Here is a 13,687-nt window from a genome sequence, read left to right on the forward strand (position 1 = left end):
ATTACTCGCAGCCGGCGAGTGGTCATGAGCGCGGTCGGTCGCAGCGGAAGTTCTTCTTGGGGCTACGTGTAGGCGATGACGACCTTTTCTCTTCGGACAATCCTGGTACCAACCGATTTCTCCGCGGGCTCGCTCGCCGCGGTGGAGTACGCGCTCGCGCTGGCAACGCGGACAGGTGCCGACCTCGTCCTGCTCCACGTCATGGAACCGACGGTCTATTCCGTGGACTTTGCGCTCACGCACCCGGACGTCTCGGCTGAGGTCAGGCGGGGAGCGATCGAGTCGCTGCGGCAACTGACCGAAGACGCGCGTGGTCGCGGGATCCGCGCGGAACACGTTCTCGTCTCGGGCACGCCCTTCACCGAGATCGGCAACGTCGCTGCCGATCGGAAAGCGGATCTGATCGTGATGGGAACCCACGGCAGAACCGGTCTGGCGCACGCAATGCTGGGCAGTACGGCCGAACGAGTGGTCCGCTTTGCGCCTTGTCCGGTGCTGACCGTCAAGGCGGTTCAACCCCAGGAGAGGGTCCCATGACACAACCGGTTCGGTGCGCGATCGTGCTGGCGGGAGGTTCGGGACAACGGCTCCGCCCGTTCGTCCATCGCATGAGGGGCGATGCGCTGCCCAAGCAGTACGTGCGCTTCACGGGTTCGCGGTCCCTGCTCGAGCAAGCGTTTGACCGGGTGGAACGCCTGATTCCGCCTGAACGGGTGTACACGATCGCGGGAGTGTCTCACCTTCAGTTCCCGGAGGCCGAAGACCAACTCAGCGGTCGGCCGCCCGGCACCGTGATCCTCCAGCCCGAAAACAAAGAGACCGCTCCCGGCGTACTGCTTCCGTTGCTCCATCTCGTGGCCAGGTATCCCGATTCGGTGGTCGCCGTGTTCCCGTCCGACCACTTCATCGACCCCGAAGGGTTGTTCATGGGGTACGTGGATCTGGCCTTCCAAGCGGTTGAACACCACCCCACGAGCCTAGTCTTGCTCGGCGCCGAACCCCACCACGCAGAGCCGGAGTACGGGTACGTGGTCCCGGCCTGCAATGAGGTGGGGCAATTGAACTCCAACTTCCGGCGAGTCCTGACGTTCGTCGAAAAGCCGACGCCCGAGTCCGCCAAGAAGCTGGTCGAGCTGGGGGCCTTGTGGAACACGTTGGTCATGACCTTCCGTCCCAAGACACTGTTGGACCTCATCGCGCGCGTCGAGCCCCCGCTGCGCGCGGCGTTCGAACGCATCCGTTTCGCGATCGGCACGCCCCAGGAGGCCCGAGCGGTGGAAGACGTCTACCGCGACCTCCAGCCCGTGAATTTTTCGCGTACCGTGCTCGCGGCGACCCCGGGCCGCCGGTCACCCGTGCTCCTGGTCCTGCCGGCACGCGGCGTCTCCTGGAGCGACTGGGGATCCGAACAACGTATCATGAGCGCGCTCAACCACGCGCGGCAGACCCGTTATGCGGGCTCGTGTCCGTTGCCAGCCACGAGCTCACTCCCGGACGTCGTCTGACCGCCGGTTCGCCGTGATGGTGTCGTGAGGACACACGTGGATGCGGCGTCCCACCCGCGAATCGTGTTCGGCGGCGACGTGATGCTGGGTCGGCTCGTCAAAGACGAGATCCTAGAGCGCGGTCCCGCGTACCCCCTGGGTTCCGTGGCGCCGTTCATGCGGACCGCGGATCTCACCGTCGTGAACCTGGAGTGCGCGATCACCGGCCGTGAGGCGGTGTGGGAAGGGGAGGCCAAGGCGTTTTACTTCGGCGCGCCGCCCGCCGCGGCGGATTCGCTCGCGGACGCGGGCGTGGATCTGGTCAGTCTGGCCAATAATCACAGCCTGGATTTCGGGCGGCAAGGCCTGATCGACACGCTGGCGCTGCTTCGAGAGCGCGGCATTGCCGTGGCCGGGGCCGGGCGCAACGTGGAAGAGGCATTGGCGCCCGCAGTGGTGGATCGCGCCGGGATCCGGTTCGGGATGGCCGCGTTTTGCGACCACCAGCAGGACTTCGCGGCCGGAGCCGACCTGCCCGGCATCGCGTTTCTGGATCTGGACGACGAGCCGGCGGCCCGCAAGCGCTTCCAGGAAAGCCTTGACCGCATGCGCGAGCTGGGCGTGGAGTGGCCGATCCTCTCCCTGCACTGGGGTCCCAACATGGTGTGGAAGCCGTCGCGGCGCTTCGTCCGCCTGGCCCACGCCGCGATCGAGATGGGCTACGCCGCGCTGTTCGGGCACAGCGCACACATCTTCCACGGGATCGAGGTCTACCGGGGCCGACCGATTTTCTATTCGACCGGTGATCTGGTCGACGACTACGCGGTGGATCCCGACTTCGAGAACGACGGCCAAGCATTGTTCGAAGTGTCGCTGGCAGGGCTCGCGGTCCGTGAAATCTCCATGCGCCCCGTGTTCATCGCCGACTGTCGGACTACGGTTGCCGAGGGCCGCGAGTTCGAGCGTATCACCCGTCGGGCCGTTGCCCTGTGCGCGGACATGGAGACGCTGGTGCGACGCGAAGGCGATCGGCTGATCATCACCAACGGGCGCGGAGGCGAACGTGCAACGGCGGGCGGCTGACAAGCGGATCACACCCGTGCGGGTTGTGGGCGGGGAGGGGGTGACGCTCGAAGGCGAGTTGGCCATCCCCGACAACGCGCGGGGCGTGGTGATCTTCGCCCACGGCAGCGGCAGCAGCCGCCACAGCCCGCGCAACCAGTTCGTGGCCAGGGAACTGCGAAGCGCTGGGCTCGGTACATTGTTGTTCGACCTCCTGACGTCGAAGGAGGACGCGGTCTACGAAACACGGTTCGATATCGACCTGTTGTCAAAGCGACTGGCTGTAGCGACGACCTGGTTCAGGCAACAGCCGGGCGGAAAAGGACTGGGCATCGGGTACTTCGGCGCGAGCACGGGAGCGGCTGCGGCCTTGATCGCTGCGGCCGAGATGGGCTCAGGGGTCGGCGCGGTGGTGTCGCGGGGCGGACGGCCCGACATGGCGGAGCGCGAGCTGTCCCGCGTCACCGCGCCCACGCTGTTGATCGTGGGCGGGCTCGATGATGTGGTCATCGATCTGAACCGCCGGGCGTACACGCAGCTCAGGTGTGAAAAGGAGATCGTGATCGTTCCCGGCGCCACGCACCTGTTCGAGGAGCCCGGCACGCTGGAGGAGGTCGCGCGCCTGGCTTCGGAGTGGTTCGTGCGGTGGCTGCCTCCAAAAGGCTGAAGCGAGTGTTCCAAAATGGACGAGCGCGCAACGTGAGTCGGACACGTACCGAGACGGAATACCCCTCCGGAGGCGGCGGTCTCCAAGGTAGGCGTCTATCTTAATGATGCAGGGCGCTACCAGTCCAACCGGAGGACGTGTTATGAGAGTACGCTTGATCGCTCTGTTTGGCGCTCTTGTCCTGTGGTCGGGGTTCCAACTTGCGACCGCTCCGACCGCATCCGCGGGTGAGCAGACCGTTGTCATTGAAACGCAGACGTTCGCCCCGCAGATGATGAAGATCCAGGTCGGCGATCGTGTGACCTGGACCAACCGCGACGACACCGAGCATTTTCTCACGTCCTCGGGCCCACTCTCTCGGGGCGTGGCGACCCGAGTCGACGATCTGGAGTTTCACCAGCACATGATTCCCGGCAGCGACTACTCGCATTCCTTCAGAGCGCCCGGCGTGTACGGGTACTTCTGCGCGATTCACATGGGGATGTGGGGCACCATTGTCGTCGAGCCGTAAACCCCATACAGTCTGACGCGAGGCCGCCGCGCAAAACAGCGCAGCGGCCTCGCGTGCTTTCGGCATACGGGGAAGGTCTCAATCGTTCGATGTCGCGTCTAGACGTGCGTCCAGGTGGATGGAGCCGTCGAGAAATCTGACGTGGTTCCTGGCGTAAGACGCTCGCAGATGCGTATCGTCGCGGTACATCGGGGTGCCGTCCGGCATCAAAGCGGAACAGACTCCTTCAGAACACAAGAAGTCCAGTGGGTCGATGACTGTTGCGCCCGAACCACGGGCCATGGCGGTCAGCCGATCCTTGATCGGCCCATAGTCTCGTTCAAAGTCACTCCGGGCAATGCCGGCCGTCTCTTCGTATCGGATCTGACCGAATCGCGAGCCGTTAAATAGGTTCTTGGGGTGGAGTGTCTGTCCTGCCGGGGTGTTCAGGACCAGAACGACGCGTTTTTCGTGGGAGGCCAGGAGTTGAAGGAGGCGTAAGAAAGAGTCGAGCGCCAGGTCCACACCGTTGCCGCCCTTCAGGAACTCCTCCCGACCGGCTTGGTCGAAGAAATACTCTTCGTGAGAATGATCCTCAGGTTTGATCCATTGCACGAAATAGCACCACCAGCACGCGCCGAGCACCACGGTGTCGATCTCGTTGCCGAGGGCGAGTGCGACAGCCGCCTCAAGTCTGGGCTGGCAGTGCCGATGCGTGGGGGTCCCAATGTGTGGGATCGGCGGACAGCCTCCGGCCGTGGCGAATATGGCGGATTTGCTTAGGTGCGGGCGCTCGGAAATGACCTGGTCGATCCTCGGCCCGTATTGCTCCATGGTGGAATCGCCGAGAAACAGCACCGTCGGTCCGGCGGCACGTCGAATGAAGAACGTCTGCCCCTGGTATTCCAGCGCGCTGAACGCCTTCGGTGGATGGTCCCAGTCGTCGAGCGCCAAAAGAATCGTCTTGAGACGATTGTCATCGTGGCGGGGCGCGATGGTTTCACGCCACGTCAAGGCCCCGAAGCCTAGCAAGACCCCGCAAAGCAGGATCAGGGCGACCGTGACCGTCCCTTGGCGTCGGAAGCGCACATTCGTTTCCAGGTAGCGGTACGTCAACCAGGCCAGCAGGATACTCAGCGCGATCAACGAGATGCGGCTGAGCACGCTCGGTACGCCGTGTTTGACGATATGTTTGAATGACAGAAGGGGCCAATGCCACAGATAGAGCGGATAGCTGATGAGGCCGAACCACACCAACACCGGCCGAGAGAGAATCGCGCGGTTGATCCAGGCGCCGGGACCGGATGCAATGATCAGCACGGCGCCGATCGTGGGCAGGAGCGCCCACCAGCCCGGAAACGCGGTCTTGTCATCGATCGCAAACAGCGTGACGGCAAGGAACGCCGCGCCGATCATCGACTGGGCGTTGCGCGTCGACGCCGGGACCACGGTACGACGAGACGCAAGGTAGGCGAGCGTGCTGCCGAGCAGGAGCTCCCAGAAACGACAAAGCGGCGAGTAGAATGCCGCGACGCGGTCCCCGTCCACCGTCGTGAGGTTGATGGCGAACGATGCGGCCAGGATGAGCAGCGTGACCGATAGAAAACCGAGCCGACTGGTCCACGCCAGATAGAGGACGAGGGGCCACAGGATATAGAACTGCTCCTCAATCCCCAATGACCACAAGTGCAACAGCGGCTTCGTTGCTGCCGAGGTGTCGAAATATCCCGCCTCACTCCAGAGTGCAAAGTTGGAGACAAACCCCGCGCCGGCGGCGATGTGTTTGCCGAGCGGTTTGTATTCATCCGGGAGCAATGCGAACCATCCAAAGACGAATGTGGCGAACAAGACGAGGACCAACGCCGGAAAGATGCGTTTGATGCGGCGCGAATAGAATTCCATGAAGCTGAACCGGTCGCCAGCCAAACCGGCGAAGAGGATGCTGCTGATCAGAAATCCGGAGATGATAAAGAACACGTCAACGCCGACGAACCCCCCGGGGACGAGGTCGGGGAAGGCATGGAAGCCGACGACGGAGAGAACCGCGATCGCGCGAAGCCCGTCGATATCGGCGCGGTACGAGGGGCGCGTCAGGTCATACTGCGCGGCAGCCGGAGGCGTTGGATGACTACTCGGGGAGAGCAAGTTCCGTGTCCGAATCCGATGCCATGGTGTGGGCGCTAAACAGCGCGGCGGCCTCGCGTGGTTTCGGCATCCTTAACGCCTAGGGTCAGAAGGATTAAAATTCAGAGGAGCAAAAATCAGCAAAATCAGGGTCAGAGTCCTATTTCCGCTTCGTGACTGGCTTTCACAGCAGAAATAGCACTCCGACCCCAATATTTGCCACGATATCTCTAATTCCCAAGCTTCGCGCCACGTTCTCGCAACAATTCACGAAGAACGGACCGATGGCAATGCGCCTCGTTCCGGCAGTAGCAGCCGACTGAGAAGTCCGCGGTGTGGGACAGAGCAGCGATAACGTCGAGCACTCTCGCGTTCTCCGGTTGGGCCATTTCGGCGCGGTACTTGCGCGCAAACGCTTGCCAGTCCTGCGGAGACACTGCAGCCTGTGCGAGCTTGATGAGGTCGGGACTCGGAGCGAGGTTCGGCAGCCACACGTCGTACCAGTCTTCGACCGCGAACCGCTCCTTCGGCACGCCGCGCGGGGGCCGACGAACCGTGCCGATGCGAACACCCTCGCCGGACTTTCGCGAAGACCCGAGCTGCACCACCCGAACGCTCACTGAGGCCTCCTTCCCCTATTCACGTAGCCGCCTCCTGACAATCACAAAGCGATAGATGCCAACGGCACCCGTAACGCCGCCTGCGAGGACAAGAAGCCAGGCGCACCACGACAGCATCGGATAGGCCGGGAAAAACTGCAAGAGCACCGCACCCGAGGCGGCCAAGGCGAGAGCCGTGCGTATGTAGGCGAGCAACGTGCGCTCATTGGCAAGGTGGGTGCGTTCCGTCGCCATCTGATCACGAAGGTGCCCTTCATTCATCGTCGGTTGCCGTGGTCGCGGCGCGGCGAAAGAGGATGGCGAGCGTCCACGTTGATCCCGGGAACGTCACCGCCCACAGTGCTGCGACCCATATCAGTGGATGAAAGTACATTTGCAGCGCGACGAAGGGGAGCAACAATCCATTCGCGGTCAAGAACCACCGCACAACTCGATGCAGCCCGCTCCCAGAGAACACCATGGCGGCAAACAGAGTGGCCACACTCATGAAGCTATAGCCCAGTATGTCCACGGCGTACAAGAATGAATCAAAGGGCACGAACAGAAACATCTCGATGCCTTCAATTTGCCCGCGCGCGATACGGGGCGCGACCAGCGTGAGCTGAACAAAATACACAATGCTGATGAGGACGGCATAGGCAGTGGCGAAGACAACCGCTGCATGGCTCCAGACTCGTCTGTCGGGGGACGCCAGTTGGTGGATGCTGACGACGAGCACTAGGAACGAGGATCCCAGGAAGAGCGACGGCGTCAGCAGGACCACGAGCCCCAGCAGGGTGCTACCGCTCTCGGGCCCTCCCTGCGACCCCAACAACCCCATCCATTCCGCGAGCTGCCCCACGACGTACATGATGCTAAAGACCGTGGCGAGTACCGCAGACCAGAATCCGACAGTCTTAGTGGATGGCGAAATCTGAGCAGCCATCGCGTTTCTGCCGACGAGACGTGTTGTCACCGTGCTTTGTTGTAGGGTGATCTAGCCGTGGCGCGATGAGGACGATCACCACGCTTGCGACCGGCTCGCGTGTCATCCGTTTTTCGCCGTATCCTGCGCCCGAGCGCGGCACTCAGTCAAGACCGCCACCGATTCCTTTTCCGTAGCGGTCAGGGGCAGCGCGTTGCGGAGCGCAGCGGAGTAACGTTGGCTGCAAGCCGGTGTCAGGCGGCCGTGGATAGGGGCGAAGGAGGACGGACGGCTTTGTAGCAGACGATTCGTCCCAAGACAATGGCCTCGTGCCCGACCTCCTGAGAGTCCGCGAATCCGGCGTCCCGCATGAGACCGAGGACCAATTGCTGGGAGCTCGATCCATGTCGCGAATGCAGGAGGCGCGCGAGGAAACCACCCCAGTGGGGGTGTCCTTCATCGAAATCAGCGAGGTGCAGGGAGCCTCCCGGCTTGAGGACACGCCGGGCCTCCTGGACGGCGAGCGGCTTCGCATCCGGTGGAAGATGGTGGAGCATGAACGCGGACAAGACCCTATCGAACGACGAGTCGGGATAGGGCAACTCCTCTGCAAAACCAAGATCGAACTGAATCGCATCTCCACTGCGCTCCGCCTTTCGGCGTGCGCGCGCCAAGGCTTTCGGGTCGGGGTCGATCCCGACGATCTCGGCCGCGGGATTCAGGCGCTTGGTCAGGATCGCCAAATTCCCTGTTCCGCAACCGATTTCGAGGACTCGGTGGCCAGCGCTGATGGCTGCTTGGTCGATCAGCTTCCCGTGAAACGCCTCCACTCCCAAGAGCTTGGTGAAAATATCGTAGAAGGGAAGGAGCCAGTCTGATCCCGCTGCTGGAACATAAGGCTTCCCGGTCATTCGCATCCTGGTTTGTCTCTTTCTCCCTCGATGCCGTTGTTAGTGAGCACTCGGGACTGCACGAAGGCGCCCAGACATTTTCAGACCGTCACGGATGTTTAAGCCCATGAGCGTGAGATTTGCCGCGCCTGCCAGAAGCTCCAAACCCTGAACCAGATAGAACGTGCTGTCGAACGTGCCGGCGGCCGCCCAAAGGTCCAGGAAAATGGCACACGGGATCAAAATCACAAGCCCATTCGCCGCAATGAACGGCATTCTCTTTTTCTTGTTTTCAACGAGCCGCCCTTGGCGAGACTTCGATAGGTAGAAGCCGCTACCGCCTGTCGCTGCAATGGCGGGCACCAGAATAAGCAGGCCGGGCACAACAATCAGAGCCTTTACCGTTGCCACGGCCCCATGAGAGCCAACCAACTCCACGATGACCGTGGAGAGGAAGAAGGTGGCAATCGTCAGCGTTGCCAACAAGCCGGCGAAGAAATGAACTTGCTTCGGCATCGTGAGGTCTCGATCGCACCTACCCTGACACGTTGCATGCTCCCGCTTGCTGATCAGGCCGCCCACTCACACCGATCATGACCCACTGTCGGTCTTGTTTCAAGTATATCTCGGTCCACTTTCCTGTTACGTGTCGCGGTGCCGCTTCTCTTGGCGCGACGGTGGCTGAGTAGGCGTAGTGAACGATGCCGACCGTATGCTCGTATACCTCGACACTCAGGGGAGTGAGTTGATACTGGGTAACCACCGGCGAGTTCCCCAGTACGGACTGAACGGCAAACTCTCTGTCATGAGGAGTTGGGCTGCTGATGTCCCAGCCGACATATCGAGGATGAAGCGTGTTTCGAATCTCTGTGGCATTGCGTGTCAACGACAGGGCCCACAAGTCATTGACTCTCTGCCACAGCCCCTGCTTTTCCAGAGTGAGGTCTTGAATACGCAGACCGGTGGTCATTGCCCTGGCTCGATTAGGAGGGTGCGCTTTCAATGTGGACGCGCAGATACGCTGCCAGTGCTGCCGCTGCCGAAAAGACAAGCGAGTAGGCGAGCAAGAATGCGGCGCCAAGAACAAAGAGCGGCCCCATGCTCAGGAAGAGCAACTCGTAAATCAGTTGACCGGCAAAGGCTCCGATGTAGTGCGCCCACAGCGGCCGTGGCGCGAGTAACCCCGCGAACGAACCTGCAGTCACGAGGGCGAGAAGGTAGAAAGGGCCGTCTGCATCCCACGGCTCGGGGTGACCGACCAGCCACGGTGACAACGCCCACACCAACGCACCGGCCACCGCAGAGACCAACAGCGTCAACCAAACCCGACTCTTCACGTGGCCGAACGCGCAGGCTGAGCGGCCGGTGAAGCCGGTCCGCTCAAGCCTGTTGTTCGGCGCTGGCCTTCGGCGCGCGCAGACCCCATTTGAAAGTCGCTTTCTGGCGTCCCGGTTTTACCTACAGTACCACGCCGTTGGAGAGGATGAACTCATAATCCCACGGTGAAAAAATCAGGGTCAGAGTACTATTTCCCAGGACTGTGGACCCAATACTGCGGATTCCCTTTCTGTGGCTCGCCCGAGCGTCAGGCCTTGTTCAGATATGGCTGCGCGGTCGCGATGAAACGCTCGACCTCCCGCAGTTCCTGTTCCACGTCGTCTTTGGTGAAGATGGTCACGGTGCCGTAGTCGGATTGCTCGCGGTACTTTTGTAACCGGGCCAGGAGTTTGGCGCTGGCGGCATCGACCTTGCCGGGCTTCACCCAGTGCAGGCCGAAGAGGTGTTCCAGCCCCTCATGGGTTCTCGGCTCCAGGCCTTGCGTATAGAGCAACGCTCGTACGTGGTGGAACAGCGCGTAGTAGGCGCGCGACATGGCGCTGCGATACAGCCCTTTCTCGACCAAGGCCCGCGCCGCGCTCAAGGCTTCAGTCCCGGCTTCCTGTTCCAATCGGACGTTTTGTCTGCGGTCTTCGGCGCTCACAGGTCGATCCCCTCGTCTCGAATCGCGATGGCCACTCCGCGCCCTAAGCGGAGCAAGGTGTCGAACTCGTCCTGTGACAGGACCAAGGGCGAGATCCTCATCTCCGTCTCCAGGAACAGATCCGTTGCGAGATCGATGAGCGCGCGGCGCAGCGCCTGATCGACGTCGGCGAGAATGACCGCGACGTCGAGATCCGACTCCTCGTGCCCTTCACGGCGCGCCCGCGAGCCGAAGAGAGCGATCCGGTTGACGCGGCCGCCGTATTGCGCTCGGACCTGTTCGGCAAAGCGCGTCAGGACCGTTGATTCGGTCGGACTCAGCCAGGGCGTTGCGACCGAGATGCGTTGAGACCTGGACATCGACCCCTCTGTGATTGACCTTTGAGCGCGGGCTCATGATAGCGAGAATCGGTCGAGCCCGCAACCACGCGGCGGTCCGGCCAAGGATCGCCGCAGACTCCGGGACGCGCTCAATTCGACGCCGCCGATTCCGAGCGATCGGCTGCCGGTTTCTCGGCCGCCTGGCCGTCCGAAGGGCGCGGCGAGGGTTCGAGGGCGCGGTCGAGGACTTCTTCGATCGTGTCCACGGTGACCACGTCGAGGTCTTTGCGGAGTTCTTCGGGGATGGTGTCGAGGTCTCGGGCGTTGCCTTTGGGGATGATGATGGTCCTGATGCCGGCGCGGTGGGCCGCGAGGGCTTTGGCTTTGAGGCCGCCGATCGGCAGGACCTTGCCGCGCAGGGTGATCTCGCCGGTCATGGCCACGTCCTGGCGCACGCGTCGGCCCGTGACCGCGGAGGCGAGGGCGGTGGTGATGGTGATGCCGGCGGACGGGCCGTCTTTGGGGATGGCGCCGGAGGGGACGTGGATGTGGATGTCCTTGTCTTCGAATGCGTCGGGAAGAAGCTTGAGCAACTCGCCACGCGAGCGTACGCAGGACAAGGCGGCCTCGGCCGACTCGCGCATCACGTCACCGAGCGAGCCGGTGATGATCATGCGGTTGCGTTTGCTGGGCATGACCGCGGCTTCGATGAAGAGCAGTTCGCCGCCCGACGGGGTCCATGCCAGGCCGGTGGCCACGCCCGGACGGTCGATGCGCTCGGCCAGCTCCGGAAAGAACTTTTGCGGGCCCAGCAGGTCTTCGACGGTTGCGGGGGTAACGGACACGTTGGTGGTCTTGCCGCCGGCAATGGTTTTGGCGGCTTTGCGGCAGATCGTGGCGAGGGAGCGGTCGAGGTTGCGGACCCCGGCTTCGCGCGTGTAGTTGCGGATGGTTCGGCGAAGGCTGTCGTCGTCGATGGTTACCTCGTTCTCGCGAAGGCCGTGGGCTGCGAGCTGCTTGGGAAGCAGGAATCGCCTGGCGATCAAGAGCTTTTCCTCTTCGGTATAGCCCTCCAGGCTCAATACTTCCATGCGGTCCAGCAGCGCGGGCGGGATGGTCTCCGTGGTATTCGCGGTGCAGATGAACAAGACGGACGAGAGGTCGAACGGAACGTTCAGGTAGGTGTCCACGAAGGTCTGGTTCTGTGACGGGTCCAACACTTCGAGCAGGGCGGCGGAGGGATCGCCGTGGATACCTACTCCCAGCTTGTCTACCTCGTCGAGCATGAACACCGGGTCCGCGGCCTCGCCGCGTCGCAAGGCTTGGATGATCCGGCCGGGCATGGCGCCGATGTAAGTGCGGCGATGCCCGCGGATCTCGGCTTCGTCGTGGATGCCCCCGAGGCTGATGCGCACGAACTTGCGACCCATGGCGTGCGCGATGGATTGGCCCAGGCTGGTCTTCCCCACGCCGGGCGGCCCCACGAAACACAGGATGGGTTCGTGCGCGCGGCCTTCCGGGGTTTCCAGCCCGCGTTGCTGACGGAGCTTCTTGACCCCCAAGTACTCTACGATGCGGTCTTTGATTTTTTCGAGGTCGTGGTGATCCCGATCGAGGATGCGACGCGCGTGATCCACGTCGATGTCCCCGCCGGTCAGTTTGCTCCACGGCAGGCCCACGATCCACTCCAGGTAGGTGCGGATCAGGCCGTGCTCGGGCGAGGCCGCGGGCGTGCGTTCCAGCCGAGACAGTTCGCGCTCGGCTTCGCGCCGCGCCTCGTCCGGGAGCGCGGTGTCGCCGATGCGCTTGCGGATCTCTTCGATACCGGCTTGTTCGGCGTCGCCTTCCCCCAGCTCGCGCTGGATGGCGCGCATCTGCTCGCGCAGGAAATACTCGCGCTGTGTCTTGGTGACCTGCTCGCGCGTGTCGACCGCGATCTTGTGGCCGAGTTCGCGGACCGCGATCTCGTGTTGCAGCACGTTGACGATGCGCCGCAGCTTGGTGTCCACCGCGTCGAGCTCGAGAATTTCCTGTCGCACCGGGACCGGAATCGGCGCGACCGCGGCCACCATGTAAGCCACGTGCGGCGCGTCCTCCAGCAGTTCCACGGCGCGGCCCAACTCGTCCGGGACGTCCGGCATGAGTTCGACCAATCGTCGAAACAGGGTGCGGACCGAACGGGCCAGGCCTTCGGTGTCGAGCCCGGCTTCGGTCTGCTCCGGGGCCGGTTGGACCTTGGCCACCAAGTAGGGTTCGGTCTGGACAAAGTCGATGATCCGGACCCGCGCCACTCCTTGCACCAGGAGCTGCAGTGTGCCATCGGGCGCGCGCAGGAGTTGGTGAACCACCGCGGCGGTGCCCACCCGGTGCACGTCGTTGGGACCGGCGGGCACGGACTCCGGCGTGCGCTGGTAGACCATCGCGATCATGCGGTTGCCCTTCATCGCGTCGTCCACGAGCTGAACCGAACGCTGCTGGCCCACGGAAATCGGCACCACCGCGAACGGAAACACCACCGCATCCCTGAGGGGGAGCACGGGCAATGTATCCGGGATTTCCCGGACCGGGCGGTCAGGGTCGTGTTCGTGCTCGGTCATGGCGGGCTCCCTGTGTCCTTGCCCACGGTCAGCAGCAGAAAACCGGATTCGTATTGCGCGGACACGCGCTCTCGGTTGATCGGCGTGGGGAACGCGACTTCGAGCCGAAACGGGCCGTAGCGGATTTCCGCGGTGTGGTAGCGGACCTCGCCGGTCACCCCGATCGGCCTGACCCCCTCCACCACGATCGCGTCGGTGTATACCGACACGTCGAGATCCTCCTCCGACACACCGGCCAGCTCGACCTTGACCACGTACGAGTCGGCGGTCTCATACAGATCTGCCGGCGGTTTCCACTCGGGCCGCGCGACCGTTGTCCGCGACAACAGACCCCAGGGATCGCCGAGCAGCCGCACCGTGTGCTGCGTGACGACCTCGGTGTATCGGTAGCTGATTCGTCGGTACCGCATCCCGTTTCTCCTTTGCGTGCAGGACAGCATGCCGGAACGCGCAACGTGTTGCCATCCCCCAAGGGGAGCGGATCGCCCGCTCCAAGGGAGGTGGAGCTCGAGCGGAATAGTACTCCAAACGAGGGAGCGGAGTCAGCC

The 13,687-nt window shown here is 63.0% G+C and carries 17 protein-coding genes; 5 read left to right on the forward strand and 12 right to left on the reverse strand.

All coding sequences use genetic code 11. The features are described from left to right. Window positions 1-75: 75 nt before the first annotated feature. The 5 genes from AB1451_00065 to AB1451_00085 all read left to right on the forward strand — a co-directional run bounded on the left by AB1451_00065 (window position 76) and on the right by AB1451_00085 (window position 3,724). Window positions 76-537 (forward strand): universal stress protein, encoded by a 462-nt coding sequence (locus AB1451_00065; GenBank protein ID MEW6681304.1) that lies wholly within the window; start codon window positions 76-78, stop codon window positions 535-537. Beyond that, window positions 534-1,505, forward strand: coding sequence for a sugar phosphate nucleotidyltransferase (locus tag AB1451_00070; protein ID MEW6681305.1), 972 nt, complete (start codon window positions 534-536; stop codon window positions 1,503-1,505). Before AB1451_00065 ends, AB1451_00070 begins: the two co-directional genes overlap by 4 nt. A gap of 24 nt (window positions 1,506-1,529) precedes the next feature. Continuing rightward, window positions 1,530-2,567, forward strand: coding sequence for a CapA family protein (locus tag AB1451_00075; protein ID MEW6681306.1), 1,038 nt, complete (start codon window positions 1,530-1,532; stop codon window positions 2,565-2,567). Then, window positions 2,548-3,213: a dienelactone hydrolase family protein gene (locus AB1451_00080; GenBank protein MEW6681307.1), complete on the forward strand. Its 666-nt coding sequence runs from the start codon at window positions 2,548-2,550 to the stop codon at window positions 3,211-3,213. Before AB1451_00075 ends, AB1451_00080 begins: the two co-directional genes overlap by 20 nt. 154 nt (window positions 3,214-3,367) lie before the next feature. Beyond that, window positions 3,368-3,724: a plastocyanin/azurin family copper-binding protein gene (locus AB1451_00085; GenBank protein MEW6681308.1), complete on the forward strand. Its 357-nt coding sequence runs from the start codon at window positions 3,368-3,370 to the stop codon at window positions 3,722-3,724. A 78-nt stretch (window positions 3,725-3,802) separates the two neighbouring features. On the opposite strand, the gene AB1451_00090 is transcribed toward AB1451_00085, so the two are convergent. The 12 genes from AB1451_00090 to AB1451_00145 all read right to left on the reverse strand — a co-directional run bounded on the left by AB1451_00090 (window position 3,803) and on the right by AB1451_00145 (window position 13,549). Beyond that, window positions 3,803-5,848 (reverse strand): acyltransferase family protein, encoded by a 2,046-nt coding sequence (locus tag AB1451_00090; GenBank protein MEW6681309.1) that lies wholly within the window; start codon window positions 5,846-5,848, stop codon window positions 3,803-3,805. Window positions 5,849-6,057: 209 nt separating this feature from the next. Then, the gene (locus AB1451_00095) at window positions 6,058-6,447 is read right to left on the reverse strand and encodes a DUF488 family protein (protein ID MEW6681310.1); all 390 of its coding nucleotides are present in this window, start codon (window positions 6,445-6,447) and stop codon (window positions 6,058-6,060) included. Between the two features lie 15 nt (window positions 6,448-6,462). Next, window positions 6,463-6,708, reverse strand: a complete 246-nt coding sequence (locus AB1451_00100; GenBank protein MEW6681311.1) for a DUF202 domain-containing protein — start codon at window positions 6,706-6,708, stop codon at window positions 6,463-6,465. Next, window positions 6,701-7,372: a hypothetical protein gene (locus tag AB1451_00105; protein MEW6681312.1), complete on the reverse strand. Its 672-nt coding sequence runs from the start codon at window positions 7,370-7,372 to the stop codon at window positions 6,701-6,703. The genes AB1451_00100 and AB1451_00105 overlap by 8 nt, the downstream gene beginning before the upstream one ends. A 233-nt stretch (window positions 7,373-7,605) precedes the next feature. Further along, a complete protein-coding gene (locus tag AB1451_00110; GenBank protein MEW6681313.1) occupies window positions 7,606-8,262 on the reverse strand; it encodes a class I SAM-dependent methyltransferase in 657 nt (218 codons plus the stop codon). A 39-nt stretch (window positions 8,263-8,301) separates the two neighbouring features. Beyond that, the gene (locus AB1451_00115) at window positions 8,302-8,757 is read right to left on the reverse strand and encodes a hypothetical protein (protein ID MEW6681314.1); all 456 of its coding nucleotides are present in this window, start codon (window positions 8,755-8,757) and stop codon (window positions 8,302-8,304) included. Between the two features lie 19 nt (window positions 8,758-8,776). Continuing rightward, a complete protein-coding gene (locus AB1451_00120) occupies window positions 8,777-9,211 on the reverse strand; it encodes a nuclear transport factor 2 family protein (GenBank protein MEW6681315.1) in 435 nt (144 codons plus the stop codon). Window positions 9,212-9,224: 13 nt separating this feature from the next. After that, window positions 9,225-9,578: a hypothetical protein gene (locus tag AB1451_00125; protein MEW6681316.1), complete on the reverse strand. Its 354-nt coding sequence runs from the start codon at window positions 9,576-9,578 to the stop codon at window positions 9,225-9,227. Window positions 9,579-9,826: 248 nt separating this feature from the next. Further along, entirely contained in the window at window positions 9,827-10,222 is a 396-nt protein-coding gene (locus AB1451_00130; GenBank protein ID MEW6681317.1) for a HEPN domain-containing protein, read from the reverse strand. After that, a complete protein-coding gene (locus tag AB1451_00135; protein MEW6681318.1) occupies window positions 10,219-10,596 on the reverse strand; it encodes a nucleotidyltransferase domain-containing protein in 378 nt (125 codons plus the stop codon). The genes AB1451_00130 and AB1451_00135 overlap by 4 nt, the downstream gene beginning before the upstream one ends. 95 nt (window positions 10,597-10,691) lie before the next feature. Then, the gene (lon, locus tag AB1451_00140) at window positions 10,692-13,139 is read right to left on the reverse strand and encodes an endopeptidase La (protein ID MEW6681319.1); all 2,448 of its coding nucleotides are present in this window, start codon (window positions 13,137-13,139) and stop codon (window positions 10,692-10,694) included. Then, window positions 13,136-13,549 carry an Hsp20/alpha crystallin family protein gene (locus tag AB1451_00145; protein MEW6681320.1) on the reverse strand — a complete coding sequence of 138 codons (414 nt, stop codon included), beginning with the start codon at window positions 13,547-13,549 and terminating at the stop codon, window positions 13,136-13,138. The genes lon and AB1451_00145 overlap by 4 nt, the downstream gene beginning before the upstream one ends. Window positions 13,550-13,687 lie beyond the last annotated feature (138 nt).

The organism is Nitrospirota bacterium, from assembly GCA_040757335.1.
In the GTDB taxonomy this organism is placed as follows: Bacteria; Nitrospirota; Nitrospiria; order 2-01-FULL-66-17; family 2-01-FULL-66-17; genus JBFLXB01.

What these genes read in the sequence shown, in the direction of transcription:
- AB1451_00065 (MEW6681304.1), top strand. Translation starts at nt 76, where the DNA reads ATGACGACCTTTTCTCTTCGGACAATCCTGGTACCAACCGATTTCTCC.
- AB1451_00070 (MEW6681305.1), top strand. Translation starts at nt 534, where the DNA reads ATGACACAACCGGTTCGGTGCGCGATCGTGCTGGCGGGAGGTTCGGGA.
- AB1451_00100 (MEW6681311.1), bottom strand. Translation starts at nt 6,708, where the DNA reads ATGAATGAAGGGCACCTTCGTGATCAGATGGCGACGGAACGCACCCAC.
- AB1451_00105 (MEW6681312.1), bottom strand. Translation starts at nt 7,372, where the DNA reads ATGGCTGCTCAGATTTCGCCATCCACTAAGACTGTCGGATTCTGGTCT.
- AB1451_00110 (MEW6681313.1), bottom strand. Translation starts at nt 8,262, where the DNA reads ATGACCGGGAAGCCTTATGTTCCAGCAGCGGGATCAGACTGGCTCCTT.
- AB1451_00115 (MEW6681314.1), bottom strand. Translation starts at nt 8,757, where the DNA reads ATGCCGAAGCAAGTTCATTTCTTCGCCGGCTTGTTGGCAACGCTGACG.
- AB1451_00120 (MEW6681315.1), bottom strand. Translation starts at nt 9,211, where the DNA reads ATGACCACCGGTCTGCGTATTCAAGACCTCACTCTGGAAAAGCAGGGG.
- lon (MEW6681319.1), bottom strand. Translation starts at nt 13,139, where the DNA reads ATGACCGAGCACGAACACGACCCTGACCGCCCGGTCCGGGAAATCCCG.
- AB1451_00145 (MEW6681320.1), bottom strand. Translation starts at nt 13,549, where the DNA reads ATGCGGTACCGACGAATCAGCTACCGATACACCGAGGTCGTCACGCAG.